General features: G+C 51.6%; 19 protein-coding genes and 4 tRNA genes. 18 read left to right on the top strand and 5 right to left on the bottom strand.

What is annotated here, in order from left to right; translation table 11 throughout:
• Positions 1-3 precede the first annotated feature (3 nt).
• Positions 4-267, top strand: a complete 264-nt coding sequence (infA, locus tag HQ393_RS16740) for a translation initiation factor IF-1 (protein ID WP_179356799.1) — start codon at positions 4-6, stop codon at positions 265-267.
• Between the two features lie 157 nt (positions 268-424).
• Here infA and HQ393_RS16735 read toward each other — a convergent pair whose 3' ends face one another.
• Positions 425-2,029, bottom strand: coding sequence for an ABC-F family ATPase (locus HQ393_RS16735; RefSeq protein ID WP_179356797.1), 1,605 nt, complete (start codon positions 2,027-2,029; stop codon positions 425-427).
• A gap of 285 nt (positions 2,030-2,314) precedes the next feature.
• Here HQ393_RS16735 and HQ393_RS16730 point away from each other — a divergent pair, with 285 nt between their 5' ends.
• From HQ393_RS16730 to HQ393_RS16720, 3 genes are all read left to right on the top strand, one after another.
• The gene (locus HQ393_RS16730; RefSeq protein WP_179356795.1) at positions 2,315-3,832 is read left to right on the top strand and encodes a cyclic-di-GMP receptor FimW-related protein; all 1,518 of its coding nucleotides are present in this window, start codon (positions 2,315-2,317) and stop codon (positions 3,830-3,832) included.
• A 65-nt stretch (positions 3,833-3,897) separates the two neighbouring features.
• Positions 3,898-3,987 (top strand) — tRNA-Ser (locus tag HQ393_RS16725).
• Positions 3,988-4,050: 63 nt separating this feature from the next.
• Positions 4,051-4,140, top strand: a tRNA-Ser gene (locus tag HQ393_RS16720).
• An 87-nt stretch (positions 4,141-4,227) separates the two neighbouring features.
• On the opposite strand, the gene HQ393_RS16715 is transcribed toward HQ393_RS16720, so the two are convergent.
• On the bottom strand, positions 4,228-4,512 hold the full coding sequence (locus HQ393_RS16715) for a hypothetical protein (protein ID WP_179356793.1): 285 nt from the start codon (positions 4,510-4,512) through the stop codon (positions 4,228-4,230).
• 197 nt (positions 4,513-4,709) lie between these two features.
• Here HQ393_RS16715 and HQ393_RS16710 point away from each other — a divergent pair.
• The 3 genes from HQ393_RS16710 to sbcB all read left to right on the top strand — a co-directional run bounded on the left by HQ393_RS16710 (position 4,710) and on the right by sbcB (position 7,575).
• Positions 4,710-4,786 (top strand) — tRNA-Pro (locus tag HQ393_RS16710).
• Positions 4,787-4,932: 146 nt separating this feature from the next.
• On the top strand, positions 4,933-5,973 hold the full coding sequence (locus HQ393_RS16705; RefSeq protein ID WP_179356791.1) for a TIGR03790 family protein: 1,041 nt from the start codon (positions 4,933-4,935) through the stop codon (positions 5,971-5,973).
• Positions 5,974-6,141: 168 nt separating this feature from the next.
• Entirely contained in the window at positions 6,142-7,575 is a 1,434-nt protein-coding gene (gene sbcB, locus HQ393_RS16700) for an exodeoxyribonuclease I (protein WP_179356789.1), read from the top strand.
• A 36-nt stretch (positions 7,576-7,611) separates the two neighbouring features.
• Here sbcB and HQ393_RS16695 read toward each other — a convergent pair whose 3' ends face one another.
• Positions 7,612-7,797 (bottom strand): hypothetical protein, encoded by a 186-nt coding sequence (locus HQ393_RS16695; RefSeq protein WP_179356788.1) that lies wholly within the window; start codon positions 7,795-7,797, stop codon positions 7,612-7,614.
• Between the two features lie 464 nt (positions 7,798-8,261).
• Here HQ393_RS16695 and HQ393_RS16690 point away from each other — a divergent pair, with 464 nt between their 5' ends.
• The 6 genes from HQ393_RS16690 to HQ393_RS16665 all read left to right on the top strand — a co-directional run bounded on the left by HQ393_RS16690 (position 8,262) and on the right by HQ393_RS16665 (position 13,809).
• Positions 8,262-9,263, top strand: a complete 1,002-nt coding sequence (locus tag HQ393_RS16690; protein WP_179356786.1) for a sugar ABC transporter substrate-binding protein — start codon at positions 8,262-8,264, stop codon at positions 9,261-9,263.
• 105 nt (positions 9,264-9,368) lie between these two features.
• Complete coding sequence (locus HQ393_RS16685) at positions 9,369-10,328, top strand: ABC transporter permease (protein ID WP_218871234.1); 960 nt, start codon at positions 9,369-9,371, stop codon at positions 10,326-10,328.
• A 1-nt stretch (position 10,329) separates the two neighbouring features.
• On the top strand, positions 10,330-11,166 hold the full coding sequence (locus HQ393_RS16680; RefSeq protein WP_179356782.1) for an ATP-binding cassette domain-containing protein: 837 nt from the start codon (positions 10,330-10,332) through the stop codon (positions 11,164-11,166).
• Between the two features lie 26 nt (positions 11,167-11,192).
• On the top strand, positions 11,193-11,648 hold the full coding sequence (locus tag HQ393_RS16675; protein ID WP_179356780.1) for an RbsD/FucU family protein: 456 nt from the start codon (positions 11,193-11,195) through the stop codon (positions 11,646-11,648).
• The gene (locus tag HQ393_RS16670) at positions 11,629-12,870 is read left to right on the top strand and encodes an ROK family transcriptional regulator (protein WP_218871232.1); all 1,242 of its coding nucleotides are present in this window, start codon (positions 11,629-11,631) and stop codon (positions 12,868-12,870) included. The genes HQ393_RS16675 and HQ393_RS16670 overlap by 20 nt, the downstream gene beginning before the upstream one ends.
• Positions 12,871-12,882: 12 nt before the next feature.
• The gene (locus HQ393_RS16665; RefSeq protein WP_179356778.1) at positions 12,883-13,809 is read left to right on the top strand and encodes a carbohydrate kinase family protein; all 927 of its coding nucleotides are present in this window, start codon (positions 12,883-12,885) and stop codon (positions 13,807-13,809) included.
• 1 nt (position 13,810) lies between these two features.
• On the opposite strand, the gene HQ393_RS16660 is transcribed toward HQ393_RS16665, so the two are convergent.
• The gene (locus HQ393_RS16660) at positions 13,811-14,758 is read right to left on the bottom strand and encodes a substrate-binding domain-containing protein (RefSeq protein WP_179356776.1); all 948 of its coding nucleotides are present in this window, start codon (positions 14,756-14,758) and stop codon (positions 13,811-13,813) included.
• 277 nt (positions 14,759-15,035) lie between these two features.
• A tRNA-Met gene (locus tag HQ393_RS16655) sits at positions 15,036-15,112 on the bottom strand.
• 113 nt (positions 15,113-15,225) lie between these two features.
• On the opposite strand from HQ393_RS16655, the gene HQ393_RS16650 reads away from it, so the two are divergent.
• The 5 genes from HQ393_RS16650 (at position 15,226) to HQ393_RS16630 (ending at position 19,923) form a co-directional block, all read left to right on the top strand.
• Complete coding sequence (locus tag HQ393_RS16650; RefSeq protein ID WP_179356774.1) at positions 15,226-15,579, top strand: hypothetical protein; 354 nt, start codon at positions 15,226-15,228, stop codon at positions 15,577-15,579.
• A gap of 131 nt (positions 15,580-15,710) precedes the next feature.
• A complete protein-coding gene (miaB, locus tag HQ393_RS16645; protein WP_179356772.1) occupies positions 15,711-17,045 on the top strand; it encodes a tRNA (N6-isopentenyl adenosine(37)-C2)-methylthiotransferase MiaB in 1,335 nt (444 codons plus the stop codon).
• Between the two features lie 329 nt (positions 17,046-17,374).
• Positions 17,375-18,400 (top strand): PhoH family protein, encoded by a 1,026-nt coding sequence (locus HQ393_RS16640; protein WP_179356770.1) that lies wholly within the window; start codon positions 17,375-17,377, stop codon positions 18,398-18,400.
• Positions 18,393-18,866, top strand: coding sequence for an rRNA maturation RNase YbeY (ybeY, locus tag HQ393_RS16635; RefSeq protein WP_179356768.1), 474 nt, complete (start codon positions 18,393-18,395; stop codon positions 18,864-18,866). Before HQ393_RS16640 ends, ybeY begins: the two co-directional genes overlap by 8 nt.
• Positions 18,867-19,071: 205 nt before the next feature.
• Positions 19,072-19,923, top strand: coding sequence for a CorC family transporter (locus HQ393_RS16630; protein ID WP_179356767.1), 852 nt, complete (start codon positions 19,072-19,074; stop codon positions 19,921-19,923).
• The last annotated feature ends 7 nt before the right edge of the window (positions 19,924-19,930 follow it).

Genomic DNA, 19,930 nt, shown 5'->3' with positions numbered 1-19,930 from the left:
AGCATGTCAAAAGAAGATGTAGTTGAAATGGAAGGTGTTGTGGCCGAGGTTTTCCCGGACACTCGCTTTCGCGTTACGCTAACTAATGGTATCGAGATCACTGCCTACGCTTCAGGCAAGATCCGTCAAAACCATATCCGTATTATCGCTGGTGACCGTGTTACCGTTGAAATGTCTCCTTATGACTTAACCAAAGGTCGCGTGACCTTCCGTCATAAAGACGAACGTGGTGGCGCCCCAACAGGCGGCAACTTCCGTCGCAGATAATACCCACCATCAGTATTGACCTGTAGATCAATTCAAATTTAGTCTACAAGCTGATACCCAATAAAAAAACCGAGCCTAGGCTCGGTTTTTTTATTGCTGAACATCCAGCTAAAGCAGCACTCAAATCGACTGGCTGTCATTTGAGTGCCACTCAGGCTTATTCCAGCCCGCGACTTTCTAGGTATTCCTCGTAACCGCCCAAGAAGTGCGTATATGTACCATCACCATTCAATTCCAAAATCTGCGTCGCCAAAGACGATACAAATTGACGGTCATGCGACACGAAAATCAGCGTGCCTTTATACAACTCCAAAGCCATATTCAGCGACTCGATCGATTCCATATCCATGTGATTGGTTGGCTCGTCCATCACCAGTACGTTCGGCTTTTGCAAAATCAGCTTGCCGTACAACATGCGGCCTTTTTCACCACCAGACAAGACTTTGACTGATTTCTTCACATCATCGCCGCCAAACAACAGGCGACCCAAGATGCCGCGAATCACTTGGTCGTCATCACCAGGCTGCCCCCATTGCTTCATCCAGTCAAACAAGGTGATGTCTTCACTAAAATCTTCTTCGTGATCTTGTGCGAAATAGCCAGGCTCTGCTTTTTCAGCCCATTTGATCGTACCGGCATCGGGTGGCAATACGCCAACCAGCATTTTCATCAGCGTTGATTTACCCACGCCGTTACCACCGATCACAGCCATTTTCTGGCCCGCTTCAAAGATAAAGTTCAGTTTGGTAAACAGCGTTTTATCAAATGCTTTTGAAATATTGGTCAATTCAAAAGCCTGACGGTGCAGTTTTTGTTTGTCGTCCATCTCAAAGCGGATATACGGGTTTTGACGTGAAGAAGGCTTCACCTCAACCATCCCTTCCTTGATCTTATCAACCAGCTTCAAACGGCTGGTTGCTTGACGGCTTTTCGATTTATTCGCAGCAAAACGCTGCGCAAAGGCTTGCAACTCGGCCACGCGCTCTTTCGCTTTGCTGTTATCGGCCAAGGTGCGTTCACGCGCTTGCGTTGAGGCCAGCATGTAGTCGTCGTAATTGCCTGGATAGATCTGGATATTGCCGTAATCCACGTCAGCCACGTGCGTACACACTTGATTCAAGAAGTGGCGGTCATGGGAGATGATAATCATCGTTGAATTACGTTCATTCAACGTGTGCTCCAACCAGCGAATCGTGTTGATGTCCAAGTTATTTGTCGGTTCGTCGAGCAGCAGAACATCTGGATTTGAAAACAGCGCCTGCGCCAGCAATACCCGCAATTTCCAACCGGGAGCCACATCTGACATCGGGCCATTGTGCTGCTCAATCGGCACGCCAGCACCCAACAGCAAAGCACCCGCACGCGCTTCGGCGGTATAACCATCGTACTCAGCCACCAAGCCTTCGAGCTCAGCGGCGCGCATGTAGTCGTCTTCGGTCGCTTCGAGATTGGCATAGATTGCGTCACGCTCGTGGATTGCGGCCCACAATTCAATGTGACCTTGCATCACGACATCGAGCACACGCTGATCTTCGTAGGCAAACTGGTCCTGCTTCAATTTACCCAAGCGCACGCCAGGCTCAAGCGAAACATTACCTGCGGTAGGCTCCAAATCGCCGCCGAGGATTTTCATAAAGGTCGATTTACCGCAGCCATTGGCGCCAATCAAACCATAGCGATTACCATCGCCAAACTTTACCGAGACTTTTTCGAACAGTGGCTTGGCGCCAAACTGCATCGTAATGCCATTAGAACTGATCATTGTGTAATTTGCCCTATCACCGACAGCGAGGATTAGCCCTAGCTTGACGTAAAGTACGCAGCCAAGCGGCTGAAAACGCTATATTTTATCACAGCCAACCTCAGGGGTTTTGTAATTACAACAGCTGATTATTCGGGCAAAATGTGCAGAACTTCACAATCCTGCAACAACAGCCACCCGATATACTAGCAAAACCCGCACAATGCTTGCGGGCGATGCAAGAACAAGTTTATCGTTGCAGGTACAACTATATTTAATAATTAAGGCATAGCTAGGAATAACCCTATGTTTGACTTTAAAAGTCTGATCGGTGCGCTACTCGGCAAACGCGAACAAGAAGGCGTCCACAACTACAAGTCGGCCACGATTATGATGCAGGAGTTACCTGAAAGTGACATCCTGCAAGCGCAACAAGAAATCGTCAAAGCCCTGAAACAACTCAATGGCAATCCCAAAACCAACGCAAAAGAACGCTTTAAAACTGTCCCTTATCTCGACGAAAAAGCGCGCTCGCTGCAATCTCACTTAGTCGATATCTACCAAGGCCGTGTCTTGGATGATGGCGCCAGCCCCAAGCAAGTTCTGCCTACGCTGCTCGCCTTCTGGAATGATATGGGCGACGCCTATCGCTTCTGCATCAAACAAGCCAGTCAAGGCCTGCCACGCGGACTTGAAAAAGACCTGCAAGTTTTTACGCTGCGCGGCATCATGTATTTTGTTGAGCAAGCTCGCTGGGCCTATTTACGCTACATGGAAGTCGATAGCCGCACTTGGCGCAATTTAAATCGCCTGTACTTGTTTGCAGAACAGCAAGGCTTTGCCACCTCGCCACTGCAACCTTATCCAGAAGCAGACATTACCGATGTCCGTCGCGAGTACATGCTGTTGATGATGCTTTCACTCGCACATCCAGAGAAGCTACAACCAGCTCAAATCGAATTAGTCACTCAATGGCTCAAACGCTGGGTCAGCCGCATTGATCTCGAAAGCCAAATCAAACCCAATCGCCAGTTATTTGCCATCAATGTTGCGGGCTCAACGCCGCCAAAGCGTCTGCGCCGCGATATGGTCGGCGAAAATTGGCGCTACTGGTTTACCGAAACGCTTATTTTGCACATCAAAGAAACCATTGAAAAACTCAATCAAGGCGAAGAAGCCGAAAAACTCGGCCTGCCAGCGGATTCCAGCCACGCAGCCAATATCGACTTGATGCAACACCTGATTAATCTTTGGTCGCGCGACACGCCAGCGCCAGTGCGCAAATCTGAGCGCAGAAGCACGCAAAAATCAATCAATGTTACTCGCGGGCTAGACGATGTAATTAGCCATTTACGCGGTACGCTGCCCGCTCATTCGCAACAAGATCGCTGGACGATTGATAATGAAAGCGCAACGGGCATTGGCGTCAATTACCAAACTGATCGCGAAGACACCTTGCAAGTAGGTGAAATCGTAGGCATGGATGGCGTTGGCATGAGCCCTGTTTCTGTCGGGATTGTTCGCCGCATCACCAAAACCCGCGAGGGCATGGTGAACGTCGGGATCGAAACCGTATCGCAAACGCCGATCGTGGTCGAGCTCACCCCGCTACTGGGCAATCGCAGCTTTGCGGGCATTTATTCGCCGGAAAACACCTCGATCAATCAAAATCGTTTCCTGGTGTTGCCACAAGCCTTCTTTGCCGATAACCGAGAGTTCCGCCTTGCAGCTCAGGGCAAGACTTATCGTATTCGTTTATCACCCGCGATGGAGCACACGGCCAATGCATCTTTGGCGAATTTCGCCGTTTTAGAAAAACTGTAAAAAATTTCTAAAAAAAGCGAGACAAGGTCAAAAAACCTTGATATGATGCGCACCTATTCAAGAACGGAAGCGTGGCTGAGTGGTTTAAGGCAGCGGTCTTGAAAACCGTCGGGGATGTGAGTCCCCCCAGAGTTCGAATCTCTGCGCTTCCGCCAATGAATACATAAACTAGCTCTGACGCTGTCGGGGCTTTTTTATTCGAAATACAATTTAAGTACGGAAGCGTGGCTGAGTGGTTTAAGGCAGCGGTCTTGAAAACCGTCGGGGATGTGAGTCCCCCCAGAGTTCGAATCTCTGCGCTTCCGCCAAATATTCAAAAAAAGCCCTAGTTGATGCTAGGGCTTTTTTTGCGTCCATCCTCTGCGCAAGCACAAATACGCCTGCGACTTAAGTGATCACTGTTGAATCAGTTGCCGGCTCAGCAAAGTATCATTTACAAAATTAGCCTCGATTTTGACCTCGCCACTCTGCCACTGCACAGACTCGCCTCGCACGCCCAGCAAATCAACGGATTTACTGCTATCTGGCTCTCCCAAGATGGCCAACACCTCGGCCCGCGACATTCCTGCATTGAGCTTTTGATAATTTTTTGCGCTCACTTTGCTACACGCCACCAAACTGACGATCAGCACCCCAGCCAGCAATCCCTTCAAGCCCACAACACTCTTTTTTTGCAGCATTTCACTCTCAATCGATAAGTTAAATTCACGGCCGCATTTTAGCTTACAAGCCACATCGGCACTGTGATGTGACTCGCCCGCGATTAAGCCAAAACAAAACATTCTTACAATCAAAGATTTATCAAATAAGCGATAATTTTTTTGCGCAAGGGAATTGACGAAGAATGAGGCCCTAGGTATAGTTCGACTCCTCTAGTCGGGGCGTAGCGCAGCCTGGTAGCGCACCTGTTTTGGGAACAGGTGGTCGTGAGTTCGAATCCCACCGCCCCGACCAGATTTACACTTCTTTCATCACCTCAGTATTACCCTCCTGCTTCAAATCCAAAAAATTAAATTATCAGCACCTAGTCAACGCGTTTCGCGCTAAGACTTCGCTTCATTTTCCAGCTATCATCTGCTTTTACCTGCTCAAAGCCCAAAATGCGCGTATTTGCTCTTGCATGCCTTATTTTACTCGCAACCCTCTCCGCCCATGCGGCGACAGATAAAGCCGAGCTGCACTATCAACTCAATGCGGAACAACTGGGCTTGATCATCAATAAAAATGACCCGCTTTCCGTTGAGATTGGTGAATACTACGCCAAGCAAAGACAACTTCGCCCCGAGCAAATTCTCAGCATTGAACTTCCCACTGATCGGGTCTGGATCACCGAAGGCGAATTAGAAAAACTCAACGCCCAGATCAATCAATTTTTCGACGGCAAAACACAGGCACTGGCGCTAGCTTGGGCCAAGCCCTACCGCGTAAACTGCCTCAGCATGACGTATGGCGTCACCATCGGCTATGTAGAAGGCGTGTGCGCCAATACCGGCAAGCCCACCCCCGAATCGCCGTATTTCAATCACGCCAGCACACAACCCTTTACCGACCTCAAAATTCGCCCCAGCATGATGCTGGCGGCGAAAGACTTTGCCAGCGCCAAAAAACTCATCGACACCGGCCTACAAGCCTGGGGCAACTACCCCAAAGGCACGGCGTATTTTCTCAGCACCAGCGACAAAACCCGCAGCGCCCGAGCGCCGCTATTTCCGCCCAGCCAAAGCATCGCCAAGCTCCCCATCAAAATCGAAACGCTCACCAGCGATGCGCTACGCAATAAAAATGATGTAATCATTTATCAAACCGGCCTTGCCAAAGTCGAAGGCTTGGAGACACTCAAGTTTCAACCGGGTGCTTTGGCCGATCACCTCACCTCGTTCGGCGGCATGCTGACTGACAGCAGCCAGATGAGCAGCATGAAATGGCTAGAGGCTGGCGCAACCGCCAGCTACGGCACGGTGAGCGAGCCATACAACCACCAACAAAAATTCCCACACCCGCAAGTGCTGCTCTTTCATTACATCAATGGCGCAACCGCAGTGGAAGCGTACTGGAAAAGTGTCGCGTGGCCCGCGCAAGGCGTCTTCATTGGCGACCCCCTTGCCGCGCCATATCGAAATCTAAGCCCGTTTAAAAAATAGGGGTATAGGCCAGAAGCTATTCTATAAATTGACTTTCATCGAGATACAGCATTGGGTATGCAAATTTCGCCCCAAATTAACACGCATTCCGCAATGACACCTTGCCTCACCCCGTAGCACGCAGTATAAAAGCGCACCCTTTTGCATTTTGACTTCGGCACCGCACGCATGAACACCACTTTCCTTTGGCACGACTACGAAACCTTTGGCGTTAGCCCGAAAAACGATCGCCCAGCGCAATTTGCCGGTATTCGCACCGATGCCGAGCTCAATGAAATTGGGCAGCCGATCAATATTCATTGCAAACCTGCCAATGATTATCTGCCCGCGCCTGAAGCATGTCTGCTCACTGGCATCACGCCGCAGTTTTGCTTGGAGAATGGCGTTCCTGAATATCAATTCGCCGCAGCGATTGAGCGTGAGCTCGCCAAGCCGGAAACCATCGGCGTCGGCTACAACACGATTCGTTTTGACGATGAAGTGACGCGCTATATGTTCTGGCGCAATCTGATCGACCCGTATGCGCGCGAATGGCAAAACGGCTGCGGCCGTTGGGATTTGCTCGACGTCGTGCGCACGGTGTACGCACTACGTCCCGACGGCATCAACTGGCCAACGCATGACGATGGCCGAATTAGTTTCAAACTCGAACACCTGACCGTCGCCAACGGCCTAACGCACGAAGCCGCGCACGATGCGCTATCCGATGTGCGCGCGACAATTGCGCTGGCCAGGCTGATTCGCGATAAACAACCCAAGCTATTCGATTTCTGCCTGGCGCTGCGCAAAAAAGACCGTGTTTTCGACGAGATCAACGTCGCCCAACCACGCCCTTTCGTTCATATCTCGGGCATGTACGGCGTGGAGCGTGGCAATCTAGCCATTGTCTGGCCGCTGGGCATGCATCCAACAAATAAAAATGAAATTATCGTTTGGGATCTGGCTAATGACCCGAGCGAGCTGTTTACTCTCGACGCCACCGAAATCCGCCGCCGGATGTTTAGCAAACAAGATGAACTGGGCGCTACGCCCCGCCTGCCGATCAAGACCATACACGCCAACAAATCGCCCATCGTCGTCGGCAATCTGAAAGTACTGCGCAACGAAGACCTCGCTCGCTGGCGCATTGATCTGGATGCAATCAACGCCAACGCCGCTAAGCTGGCCAATGCGCCAGCACTACCGTGGCTCGCCGTCTTTACACGTGAAGCGATGCTGGAAAAGCAGGATGTGGATGCCAATTTATACGGCGGTTTTGTCTCCAACACCGACCGCCGTACTTTAACGCGGCTGCGCGGGCTAACTGGCGACAAATTAGCGGCGGAAATCGTGCACTTTGAAGATCGCCAACTGGAAGAGTTATTTTTCCGCTATCGCGCGCGCAATTTCCCACAGACTTTAAACGACGACGAAGCGGTGCGTTGGGAGCAATGGCGCAGCGCCCGGTTATTTGAAGGCGCGGCCAATGCGCTTACACTGGAAGCGTATAGCGAAGAAATAGATCGGCTCGCCGAAACATTATCGGAGAATGGCGACGAACGTGGCGAAGCGATTTTAGCGGCGTTGTACGATTACGCCGAAATGATCGCGCCCGAGTTTTAATCCCACCACTTCAGCCAACAATGGCAAGAGGCTAGCTTATTCATCCAAGTGCGCACATTGCTGGCGCTTGGATGAATACAGATAAATACTAAAATCCACTACATCCGAGCGCTCATTGCGCAAAAATTGCCCCGTGGTATCACGCTGATAAGCCAGCCAACGTCCCAGCAAATATGCCACCACCACAGCCAGCAAACTCAACTCAATCCATTCTGCAGCCATCTTTACCCCCTCACAGCCTCGCAAAAAGTAAGCTTAGGTTAAGAATTGGCAAGTGTAATAATTTATACCGTTAATTTTTTATTAAATCTTCCATTTTCTAATCTATAAAAATCTGCGGCAACGAATTCATCGATGGGTATAGGTACGTATGGCTTTAATTCAAAAGCATTCAAAGCTATACCCCTATAGCTAAAGCCAAGATCGATCTCCTACTGACTTATTTCCCAGCAGACACTCCTGCGCAAACCCTCACCTCAAGCTGCCCGTATTTTGTGCAGCGCAAAATCAAACACCAAGCCAAACGACTGTTTAATAAGGGTTTTTACATAGATCAACCCGCTTGATTTATTAATCAGATCGGCATAATCTTTTCATAAATCAAATTGATTTATTTATATAACTCTAAGCAATTTGATCGTAGGACACCTACAAACACACTGGAACATACGATTTAGGAGATAGTCATGCTACACACTCGCACCCACCTCGCCATTGCCACTGTTATCGGCGCGATTGCACTCCCCACTTTTGCGTCTGAGCCGATTATTGGCTTGATTACCAAGACCGAAACCAACCCTTTCTTCGTCAAAATGAAGGAAGGCGCGACTGCCGAAGCCAAAGCCAAAGGCGCAAAATTGCTTTCTGCGGCCGGCAAAACCGATGGCGATAATGCCGGCCAAGTCACCGCGATTGAAAATATGATTGCCGCCGGTGCGAAAACGATTCTGATTACGCCGAGCGATTCGAAAGCCATTGTGCCGTCGATCAAAAAAGCGCGGGATAAAGGTGTGCTCGTGATTGCGCTCGATAGCCCGACCGAGCCGATCGATGCGACCGATGCGCTATTTGCCACCGATAACTACAAAGCAGGGATTTTAATCGGCGAATACGCCAAAGCCAGCCTCGGCGGCAAACCCGTCAAAATCGCGACACTTGATCTTTTCCCCGGTCACCCAGTGGGTGCGCAGCGCCATAACGGCTTTTTGCAAGGCTTTGGCTTGAAATCATTCGATGCCAAAAACAATGAGCTGGCAAAACCTGCCGAAGTGGTGTGTATGGCCGATAGTTTTGGCGATCAAGCCAAAGGTCAGACCGCAATGGAAAACTGCCTGCAGAAAAACCCCGACATTAATCTGGTCTACACCATCAACGAACCAGCGGCCGCTGGTGCATTTAATGCGCTGAAAAAAGCCGGCAAAGAGAAAGGCGTGATGGTGGTATCGGTCGATGGCGGCTGTCAGGGCATTAAAGACGTCGCAGCAGGCAAAATCGCAGCGACCTCACAACAATACCCACTCAAAATGGCCGCGATGGGCGTGGCTGCGGGTGTTGAATATGCCAAAACGGGCAAAAAACCGTCCGGCTACACCGACACTGGCGTGACCTTGATTGCGGCCAAACCCGCTGCAGGCGTCGATAGCAAAGACACCAAAACCGGGATGGATTTGTGCTGGGGTAATAAATAAATGAGTCAGCCAACAACAGGCTCAGGTGCTGCTTCGGCAGTACTTGAGCGCACTACTCCCGCATTAGGCGTTTCTTTAGATCAACCTGCAGCAAGGAGCGCTGCCATGCCCAGCTGGAAAGAACATCTACCGTCGATTGGCACGCTGGGGCCATTTCTGGCTCTGCTGATGGCTTGCGTGTTTTTCTCGTTCCAGAGCGAGCAATTTCTCACTGGTGCGAATTTCTCTCTGATTTTGCAACAAGTGATGGTCGTCGGGCTAATCGCCATCGGCCAAACCCTGATTATCCTGACCGCGGGGATCGACCTTTCCTGCGGTATGGTGATGGCACTCGGTGGCGTGGTGATGACCAAAGTCTCGCACGACTATGGCGTACACCCGATCGTGGCGATTTTTGCTGGCTTTGCGGTGACCGCTGGGTTTGGCTTGATTAATGGCCTGCTGGTCACGCGCATCAAATTGCCGTCCTTCATCGTGACTTTGGGAACAATGAATATTGCGTTCGCAATCACGCAGCTTTATTCACAATCACAAACCATTACCGACCTGCCCGCTGGCATGACCTTTTTAGGCACCACATTTAGCATCGGCCAAACCGAAGTCGCCTTTGGCACGGTGCTGATGCTGGCGATGTACGGCATTGCTTGGCTGTGGCTACGCGAAACCGCGCAAGGCCGCCACATCTATGCGGTTGGGAATAACCCTGAAGCCACGCGCCTGACGGGGATTGCAACGCACCGCGTCCTGCTGATGGTGTATGTGCTGGCAGGGCTGTGCTACGGCATCGCGTCTTTGCTGTCGGTAGCGCGTACTGGCGTGGGCGATCCGAATGCGGGGCAAACCGAAAATCTGGATGCGATTACTGCGGTGGTATTGGGTGGCACGAGTTTGTTTGGTGGTCGCGGCATCGTGATCGGCTCGCTGGTGGGCGCGATGATTGTGGGGGTATTTCGCAATGGACTAACGCTGATGGGGGTTTCATCGGTATACCAGATCTTAATTACCGGTATTTTGGTTATTCTTGCCGTCGCAACCGATCAGCTGTCACGCAAAGGGGGCCGTTAAAATGAGCCTAATTCACGAACTAGAGCATCAACAAGTCGCGGCGGCGCCCGTGACCCCACAACTGGTGATGCAAGCGAAAGGCATCGTCAAACGTTACGGCCAAGTCACCGCGCTCGACGGCGCTGATTTTGAGCTGCGTGCAGGCGAAATCATGGCGGTGATTGGCGATAATGGCGCGGGCAAATCCTCGCTGATTAAAGCCTTATCCGGTGCTTTAGTCCCCGACAGCGGCGAGATTTTTCTTGATGGCCGTCGCGTTGAATTCAAAAGCCCGATCGACGCGCGCCGCGCTGGCATTGAAACGGTGTATCAGGATTTGGCCGTTGCGCCCGCAATGACGATTGCTGAAAACCTGTTTCTGGGGCGCGAAATCCGCCGCGATAATATTCTGGGGCAATGGTTTGGCGCGCTGGATAAAAAGCGCATGCTCAAAGACAGCATTGCCTATATGCAAGAGCTCAAAATCGGTATTCGCTCGATGACTCAGGCAGTAGAAACGCTATCGGGCGGCCAACGTCAGGGCGTAGCCGTAGCTCGCGCAGCGGCATTTGCCCGCCACGTGGTGATTATGGACGAGCCAACGGCGGCACTGGGCGTGAAGGAAGGCAATATGGTGCTGGAATTGATCCGCAATGTGCGAGATCGCGGCCTGCCGGTGGTGTTGATTAGCCACAATATGCCGCATGTGTTCGAGATTGCCGATCGCATTCACGTTGCCCGACTGGGGCGTCGCGCGGCGATACTGAACCCGAAAGCGATCACGATGAGTGATGCGGTCGCAGTGATGACCGGCGCGATGAAACCAGAAGACATCCCACCGCACTGGCTGGCGAATTAATTTATCAACCACATAAGGAGATCGCCATGCTTAAAGGGATAGATCCATTGCTCACGCCTGAATTACTCAAAGTGCTGGCTGAAATGGGGCATGGCGATGAAATCGTTATTGCCGATGCCAATTTCACTGCGGCATCGCTCGCCGCTGGCAAACCGCTTCTGCATCTGGCCGGCGCCGGCGTGGCGCGCGCAGTGGAAGCGGTGATGAGCTTATTACCGCTCGATCAGGATGTAAGCCAACCAGTGGGCTATATGCAGGTCAGCCATCAGCCCGATGGCTGGCGCAGCGCGCTACAAAGCCATGTCATTAATTCCCTATCCGAGCGCGGGCAGGCACTTGATAATCAATGCGAGGCGATTGAGCGATTTGCTTTCTACGAGCGCGTCAAGCAAGCTTACGCGATTGTCTTGACCAGTGAATTACAGCCCTACGGCAATTTCATACTCAAAAAAGGGGTCATCTGTGAACCGCTCGCCGGATAACACACTCGCCGAGCCTACGACCAAAGCCGCCAAGCTCAAACCACGCGGATCTTCGCAAGGCGGAATGCGGCAATACAATGAGCGCGTCGTTTTACAAGCGATTCGTCTCAATGGCCGTTTGCCCGGCGCAGAAATCGCACGCTTAACGCATCTGACGGCACAATCGATTTCACTGATTACCAAGCGTTTGCTCGACGATGAGCTACTGATCAAAGAGCAACCGCAGCGCGGCAAGGTTGGCCAACCGTCCGTGCCGCTGGCACTCAACCCCGATGGCGCTTTTGCCATTGGCGTAAAAGTGGGTCGTCGCAGTCTCGATGTATTGTTGGTTGATTTCACTGGCGTGGTGCGTGAACGCTGGGATTTGCAGTATGACTTTGCTGCGCCAGAGCAGATTTTGGCGCACATCGAGATTTGCCTGAATAAAATCAAACAAACACTGCCGCCGCAACTGTGGGAGCGCATCCAAGGCATCGGCGTCGCTGCGCCTCTCAATATGGGTGGCTGGCAGCAATTACTCGGCCTAGATGAAGCCATCGTGACCCGCTGGGCCAGCTTTGCGCTGGAAGATGAAATTGCGGCTTTGTCAGGCCTGCCTGTCCAATCAATCAAAGACACATCCGCTGCCTGCGTGGCCGAGCTGGTTGCCGGGCGTGGGCGCGACATTCGCAATTTTGTGTATATCTTTGTCGATACCTTCATCGGCGGCGGATTAGTACTCGATAGCCATTTGCACATCGGCCAGCGCGGCAATGCTGGCGCACTGGGTTCACTGCCTTTGGGCATGGGTAGTAAAGGCAGCAATGGCACGCAGCTTTTGAATGTGGCTTCGCTCTATCAACTAGAAAATCGGTATTTAGCCGCAGGCTTGGATGGCAAAGCCACCAGTGACGAGCGCAGCATTAGCCTTGAATATTGGCCGCACACGCAAGCTTGGCTCGCCGAGACCGCGCCCGCCATCGCGCTGGCGTTGCTGAACACCGCCTGCCTGCTTGATCTGGAAGGCGTCATTCTCGATGGCTGCTTCAGCCGAGAACTGCAAAACAAACTTATTGCGGCCATTATCGCAGCCATGGCCGAATTTAACTGGGAAGGCGTTACACCGCCGCAATTACTGGCTGGCGCAATCGGCTCAGATGCCCGCGCGCTAGGCGGCGCCCTATTACCGCTGTATGCCAACTTCGCCCCCGACCGTGATTTATTTTTGAAACTAGACTCATAGACAGGCCAAACCATGACAGACCACGCAACTCCACTCCCCACTTTTGTCGCCGCCGGTGAAGCACTGACCGACATGATACGAACCGGCTCAGACAGCTGGTTGAGCAAGGTAGGAGGCTCGACGTGGAATGTGGCACGGGTCATGGCCAGCCTAGGGCAAAGCAGCGCATTTGCAGGTGCGATTAGCACCGATTGCTTTGGTCAGGATTTATTGCAAGCCACCACGGCGGCAGGGCTGGACTTGCGGTTTTTGCAGCAAGTAAACAAATCACCACTGCTGGCTATCGTGCATTCCAGTCATCCGCCACAGTACTTCTTTGTTGGCGACGATGCCGCTGATTTGCATTTCGATCGCACAGCACTACCCCAAGCTTGGCAACAAGCGGTGAAGTGGGTGCATTTTGGCGGCATCAGCTTGGCGCGTCAGCCATTGGCTGGGCAACTACTCGCGCTAGCACGAGAATTAAAATCCAATGGTGTCAAAATCAGCTACGACCCCAATTTCCGCATTTTGATGGACGAAAAATACGATGCCACCTTGCGCGAAATGACCGAGCTCGCAGATGTGATTAAGGTATCTGATGAAGATTTGCTGGGATTATTCCGTACAGAAAACTTGGATTTAGCATTTAAAACGCTAAGCAGTTGGAATACTGAGGCGACTTATCTTTATACGCGGGGCGCTGAAGGCGCTAGTTTATACGCCGACGGCACCATGATTACCGCAGCAGCAGTCAAAATCAAAGTGGCCGATACCGTCGGTGCAGGCGACGCGTCGATGGGCGGTTTTATCTATAGCCTAATGAATTACCCCAAACGCAGCGCACACGAGCATTTGAGCTTTTCAATTGCCAGCGGTGCTGCAGCCTGCATGCACCACGGTGCAACGCCGCCCACGCTCGACGCAATTAATACGCTGTATTTAAGCGCCTTAGGCTAATTTATTGATTGGGTCGGCTCGCATCCCACGCTTTGAACGTTGCGGCATTGTCCTTCGTAACTAGCGTGGTATTGAGCAACACCAATTCAGGGTCGCTCTTGCCGCCGGCATGCAGCGCCACGCCCAACTCAACGCCTTTTTGCCCCATGCTCTCTGGAGATTGGCTCGCACTAACAATAATTTGCGAGCCAGCGGCGATCGCTTTCACCACCGCCTGAGAGCCATCCACCGAGCCAATTTTAGTTTGTGAAAAACCGCCCTTTTGCAGCGCCTGCATCGTTCCTAAGGCTTGGCGATCGTTAATGGTGAACACCGCATCCACCGGGCCATACGCCGACAATGCATTTTGCATCGCGGTATGCCCGCCCCACACCGAGCCATCGCCATTTTCTTTATCGGATAACAACTGTATCCCGGGGTAATGCGCCCATGCCGCTTTACAGCCCGCCACGCGATCGAGCACTGAAGAGACTTGCGGCCCAGTCTGGATTAGCACCCGACCTTTGCCATTGATACTACGGGCCAGATAATCACAAACCAATTGCCCTGCCTGTAGATTATTCGTTAATACGGTTTGGCTCGCACCATCGGCTCGTACATCGACACCGATCACAATCACACCCTGCTTTTTGGCTTTTTCCAGCACAGCAGCAAATCGATGTTCATGCGAGGCGGCAATGATTAATAAGTCGATTTTTTGCTCTAAAAGCTCATTAATCTGCTTAATTTGCGTTTCGACTGAATAGTCGGACGAGCGCACCATCATCTTTGCCGCAGGATTGAATTGCTTAATTTTTTCCTGCGCGCCGCGAGTCAGCGCCACAAAATATGGGTTTTCAACACTGGAGACACTCACCCCGACCCGTACCGGCCAATCTGCCGCCAATGTTGGCAAAGCCAGCAGCACGCTGGCAATACCACTCCAAACCAGACCAAGCAAAATACGCATCGTCCCATCCCCTAGGCAGAACCTTGAACACTGTACCTTACAATTTAGCCCGCCCAATTGTGGTGCAGACCACGATTCGGGCAGACAAATGGCGCACGCGATTGGGCGTACGATGCCAACAAGTCAAATGGCTCGCTTCGGAGGAAACAAGTACCAAGGGAACTAGCAGAATGGAGAATTTGAGTCCCGTCATAGCACTCGAACGCAACGCCAATAAAAGCTAGATAGCAGAAACGCAAAAACCCCGCTAATTTGCATTAGCGGGGTTTTACTTAACTGGTGGCTATGACGGGACTCGAACCTGTGACCCCAGCATTATGAGTGCTGTGCTCTAACCAACTGAGCTACATAGCCAAGAGAAGCAGCATGATAGTAGCTGCATTAATCACTGTCAACCCCTTTTGTATTTTTCTTTCAATTTAGTTCGCGGCTTGTTACCATAAGCCCTTCTTACCGGAGCCCTGCCCATGCGCAAGTTGCTGTTTTTGTTGCTTCTTACTCTTTCGACGGCCAGTTTTGCCGCACGCAACCTGCCCAAAGGTAAATTAGCTGAGCTAGAAGGTTTTGCCCGACCCGAGGTCAAACTCGATGGCAAAATCTATACCACGGCACCGGGTTTACAAATTCGCGGCATCAATAACACCCTATTGATGCCCACCCAGATCCCGCGCAATGCGATGGTTTGGTATCAATTAGAACCGAACACGGGCTTTGTTTGGCGCATCTGGTTTGTGACTAAAGAAGAAGCACAGCAACTTGAAGAACGCATGAAGCAAGAAGAAGCCATCGAAAAAGAAATCAAAGCATCCCAAGCACAATAAACAGGGTATATGTTAAAAGTTATTATTAGTAAATAACTACAAACACATACCCCACCACGAGCAAATCGGTATCGAGCTCGTTTTGCACTGCCCTGCAGCCCTATTTTAGTATTTGAAGAAAGACACCACCCATGAGCAAGAAAGTATTTATCAAGACCTTTGGCTGCCAGATGAACGAGTATGACTCGGACAAAATGGTCGATGTATTGCACGCCTCCGAAGGCTTGAGCCGCACCGACAATGTCGAAGAAGCCGACGTTATTTTATTTAACACCTGTAGCGTGCGCGAAAAAGCGCAGGAAAAAGTGTTTTCTGATCTGGGCCGCATTAAAGAACTCAAAAACGCCAATCCAAATATCGTGATCGGCGTGGGCGGCTGCGTCGCCTCGCAAGAAGGCGATACGATTGTGAAGCGCGCACCATACGTCGATATTGTGTTCGGCCCGCAAACCTTGCACCGTTTGCCCGAATTGATCGCCGAAAAACGCAAAACGGGTATCTCTCAAGTCGATATTTCCTTCCCTGAGATCGAAAAATTCGATCACATGCCACCTGCGCGCGTCGAAGGCGGCTCGGCCTTTGTGTCGATTATGGAAGGTTGCTCGAAATATTGTTCTTTCTGCGTCGTGCCGTACACGCGCGGCGAAGAAGTTTCGCGTCCGTTTGAAGACGTCTTGGTTGAAGTGGCGAATTTGGCGCAGCAAGGCATCAAGGAAATTCACCTACTCGGCCAAAATGTGAACGCCTACCGCGGCAAGATGGAAGACGGCGAGATCGCTGACTTCGCAACGCTGCTTGAATACGTGCACGAAATCCCCGGCATCGAGCGCATGCGTTTCACCACCAGCCATCCGAAAGAGATGACGCAGCGCATTATTGATTGCTACAAAAACCTGCCAAAATTGGTATCGCACTTACACTTACCCGTGCAAGCCGGTTCAGACCGCGTGCTGGTGAATATGAAGCGCGGCTACACGACGCTGGAATACAAATCGCTGATCCGCAAATTGCGCGAAGCTCGCCCTGATATTTGTATGTCGAGCGACTTTATCGTCGGCTTCCCCGGCGAAACCGAAGACGATTTCGAACGCACCATGAAGCTGATCGAAGACGTACGCTTTGACGCAAGCTTTAGCTTTGTCTATAGCCGCCGCCCGGGTACGCCCGCCGCCGATTTGGGCGACGATGTGCCAGAAGAAGTGAAATTGGCGCGCCTGAAACGCTTGCAAGCACGGATTGAAGAATTCGCCAGCGAGATCAATCAGGAAATGCTCGGCACCGTTCAACGCGTGATCGTTGAGAAAATCTCGAAAAAAGACAGCAACGAGCTGGCTGGCCGCACTGATAACAACCGCATCGTCAACTTCCCCGGCAACCCACGCCTGATCAATCAAATGGTCAATGTGCGGATCACCAAAGTGTTCCCGCATACTTTGGGTGGTGAATTGGTGATTGTGGAAGATTAAGCTGAATAGGCGATGTTCTAGTTAGCAGTTGATAATTTAAGTGCCTACGGCACGACTGTTTTGCAGTCGCAATCCGCGACAGGGACACCCTTTTCTTTGCGTCGCCAAAGAAAAGGGTGGAAAAGAAAGGCGACCCGGGCAAAAAGCGCTCCGCGCTCCCCTTGCCGCGTCGTGAGCCAAACGATAAAACCGTTTGTCTCTCTCCTTGCTGCGGTTTTTGCTAAACGGGTTTAAAGCTCATACCCAACCAGCGCGACAATATTAAGTACTAATGTGAACTTCACCGCTTAATTGGTAGGTATATCCTGCCATAATTTATGGAATAAGCCTTGCATACAGATACCCTCTCGTTCACCCCCATCGACAACGCCCGCCTGGCCAATTTATGCGGGCCGCTCGACGAAAACCTGAAGCAAATCGAAAATGCCCTCGATGTGACAATTGCCCGCCGCAACGAGCATTTCAAAGTCGCTGGCCGCACCAAGGTGGTGAATCAGACACTCGATGCGCTCGAATACTTCTACAACGAAGCGCAGCGTAAAGAACTGGAAGTTGATGATATTCAGCTTGGCTTAATCGAAATTATCCGCGGCCCAGAAGAAGCGCAATCGGATGTGGATACACCCATCCTGCGCACGCGCCGTGCCGATTTGCGTGGCCGCACGCCGGGGCAGAATGTTTATCTGAAGCAAATCCAAGACAATGACATTACGTTTGGCATCGGCCCAGCCGGTACGGGTAAGACGTATCTGGCGGTAGCCAGCGCGGTTGATGCTTTAGAGCGCGATACTGTCAAACGATTGATCTTGGTGCGCCCAGCTGTTGAGGCGGGAGAGAAGCTCGGTTTCCTACCGGGCGATTTAACGCAGAAGGTCGATCCTTACTTACGCCCACTGTACGACGCGCTGTATGATTTACTCGGTTTTGATCATGTCACGCGCTTATTTGAAAAAGGCATTATCGAAATCGCTCCGCTGGCCTTTATGCGCGGCCGCACGCTAAACCACAGCTTTATCATTTTGGACGAGGCGCAAAACAGTACGCCCGAGCAGATGAAGATGTTTTTGACGCGGATCGGCTTTGGTAGCAAAGCGGTGATTACCGGTGACCCGACGCAGGTCGATTTGCCCAAGCATATGAAATCAGGCCTTGTTGATGCGCAAGAAGTGCTGCAAGGCGTGCGCGGCATTGGCATTCATCACTTCACCAGTGACGACGTTGTGCGTCATCCGCTGGTACAAAAAATCGTTAATGCCTACGAAAAAGCGACCAAAAAGCGCGACGAAGAAGCAGCGGCACGCAAAGCCAAGCAAGAGGCTGAACGCAACGCTCAACTGAGCAATCGACATGAATAATCAAATCGAAATCGCGATTCAAAATGAAAGCGCGCACAGCCCGATTCCGCGCAAAAGCCTGTTGAAAAAATGGGTGCGCGCAGCGCTGTCGGAGCAAATATGCGATGCGCAAATCACGCTGCGCTTTGTCGATGCCGATGAGGGTCGCATCCTGAATCGCGACTATCGCCAGAAAGACTATTCAACCAATGTGCTGACCTTCACGTATGACGAAGATTTGCCACAAATCGACGGCATGCCGCTGATGGGTGATCTGGTGTTTTGCGGTGCGGTAATCGAGCGCGAAGCTTTGGAGCAAAATAAGCCGCTGCTGGCCCATTACTGCCATATGGTCGTGCATGGCACGCTGCATTTGCAGGGTTTTGATCACATCGAAGACACAGAAGCCGAGGCAATGGAAAGCCTGGAAACGCAAATTGTCATGCGTTTGGGTTATGATGATCCGTATCTGAGCGAAAAATCTTAACAGACCATTGCAAAGCTACTGCGAACTCCGAATACTGCTAGCGTTGCACTTGCTTCGCGGCGAAAAGTCAGCTCAAAATCCTCATTTACCTCGGTAAACTGCGGTTTTTCGCCGACTTCTGCCTTGTCTTCGGCCTTCTCGCTACGCTTTTCAAAGGCCTGCCGAGCTCGTTTAACTTATCACTTATTTAGGAACAGTACACACTATGGACGACGTACCGTCCCCGAGTCCCAAGCCAAGCTGGCTTGAGCGACTCACCCACTTCCTGTTACGGGAGCCGGAAAACCGCGGCGAACTGGTTGAAATTATGCACTCGGCGTTTGAACGCCACCTGCTCGATGCTGATGCGCTCGGCATGATCGAAGGCGTGCTCAACGTTGGCGATATGCAAGTGCGCGATGTAATGGTGCCGCGCTCGCAAATGGATGTCATCGACATCAACGACGCGCCAGCCGAATTTATCCCCCATGTAATCAAAACCGCCCACTCGCGTTTTCCAGTGGTCGATGGCAGCAAAGACAATGTGGTCGGCATTTTGCTGGCCAAAGATCTGCTGCGCTACTACGCCGAAGACGAAGAATTTGTGCTGCGCGAAATGCTGCGCCCCGTCGTCTATATTCCCGAAGCGAAACGCTTGAATGTCTTGCTAAAAGACTTCCGCAATAATCGCAACCATATGGCGATTGTCGTTGATGAGTACGGCGGCGTGGCGGGTTTGGTGACGATTGAAGACGTGATGGAGCAAATCGTCGGTGATATCGAAGACGAATTTGACGAAGACGAATCCGAAGACAATATCGTCCCTGATCGGCGCGGCAATTGGCGCGTTAAAGGCGTAACCGAGATTGGCGATCTGAACGAAGCGATCGGCAGCCACTTTAGCGATAAAGAAGTCGATACCGTCGCGGGACTGGTGACGCTGGCATTTGGCTGCGTTCCCAAGCGCGGTGAAGAAATCGTCATAGATGGTTATCATTTCCTGATTTTGCGCGCCGACAGCCGCCGCGTGCATTCGATCCAGATCGACGAGCATCTCGAACGGCACGAAACGGAATAACTGTTCC

It is taken from the genome of Chitinibacter bivalviorum (assembly GCF_013403565.1).
GTDB lineage: Bacteria > Pseudomonadota > Gammaproteobacteria > Burkholderiales > Chitinibacteraceae > Chitinibacter > Chitinibacter bivalviorum.
The sequence above is the reverse complement of the archived record's forward strand: the minus strand, read 5'-3'. Positions and strand labels throughout refer to the sequence as shown.

Coding starts and splice junctions, on each gene's coding strand:
- sbcB (WP_179356789.1), top strand. CDS start 6,142: ATGAACACCACTTTCCTTTGGCACGACTACGAAACCTTTGGCGTTAGC.
- miaB (WP_179356772.1), top strand. CDS start 15,711: ATGAGCAAGAAAGTATTTATCAAGACCTTTGGCTGCCAGATGAACGAG.
- HQ393_RS16685 (WP_218871234.1), top strand. CDS start 9,369: ATGCCCAGCTGGAAAGAACATCTACCGTCGATTGGCACGCTGGGGCCA.
- HQ393_RS16715 (WP_179356793.1), bottom strand. CDS start 4,512: ATGCTGCAAAAAAAGAGTGTTGTGGGCTTGAAGGGATTGCTGGCTGGG.
- HQ393_RS16665 (WP_179356778.1), top strand. CDS start 12,883: ATGACAGACCACGCAACTCCACTCCCCACTTTTGTCGCCGCCGGTGAA.
- infA (WP_179356799.1), top strand. CDS start 4: ATGTCAAAAGAAGATGTAGTTGAAATGGAAGGTGTTGTGGCCGAGGTT.
- HQ393_RS16735 (WP_179356797.1), bottom strand. CDS start 2,029: ATGATCAGTTCTAATGGCATTACGATGCAGTTTGGCGCCAAGCCACTG.
- HQ393_RS16680 (WP_179356782.1), top strand. CDS start 10,330: ATGAGCCTAATTCACGAACTAGAGCATCAACAAGTCGCGGCGGCGCCC.
- ybeY (WP_179356768.1), top strand. CDS start 18,393: ATGAATAATCAAATCGAAATCGCGATTCAAAATGAAAGCGCGCACAGC.
- HQ393_RS16705 (WP_179356791.1), top strand. CDS start 4,933: ATGCGCGTATTTGCTCTTGCATGCCTTATTTTACTCGCAACCCTCTCC.
- HQ393_RS16695 (WP_179356788.1), bottom strand. CDS start 7,797: ATGGCTGCAGAATGGATTGAGTTGAGTTTGCTGGCTGTGGTGGTGGCA.
- HQ393_RS16675 (WP_179356780.1), top strand. CDS start 11,193: ATGCTTAAAGGGATAGATCCATTGCTCACGCCTGAATTACTCAAAGTG.
- HQ393_RS16650 (WP_179356774.1), top strand. CDS start 15,226: ATGCGCAAGTTGCTGTTTTTGTTGCTTCTTACTCTTTCGACGGCCAGT.
- HQ393_RS16690 (WP_179356786.1), top strand. CDS start 8,262: ATGCTACACACTCGCACCCACCTCGCCATTGCCACTGTTATCGGCGCG.
- HQ393_RS16730 (WP_179356795.1), top strand. CDS start 2,315: ATGTTTGACTTTAAAAGTCTGATCGGTGCGCTACTCGGCAAACGCGAA.
- HQ393_RS16660 (WP_179356776.1), bottom strand. CDS start 14,758: ATGCGTATTTTGCTTGGTCTGGTTTGGAGTGGTATTGCCAGCGTGCTG.
- HQ393_RS16630 (WP_179356767.1), top strand. CDS start 19,072: ATGGACGACGTACCGTCCCCGAGTCCCAAGCCAAGCTGGCTTGAGCGA.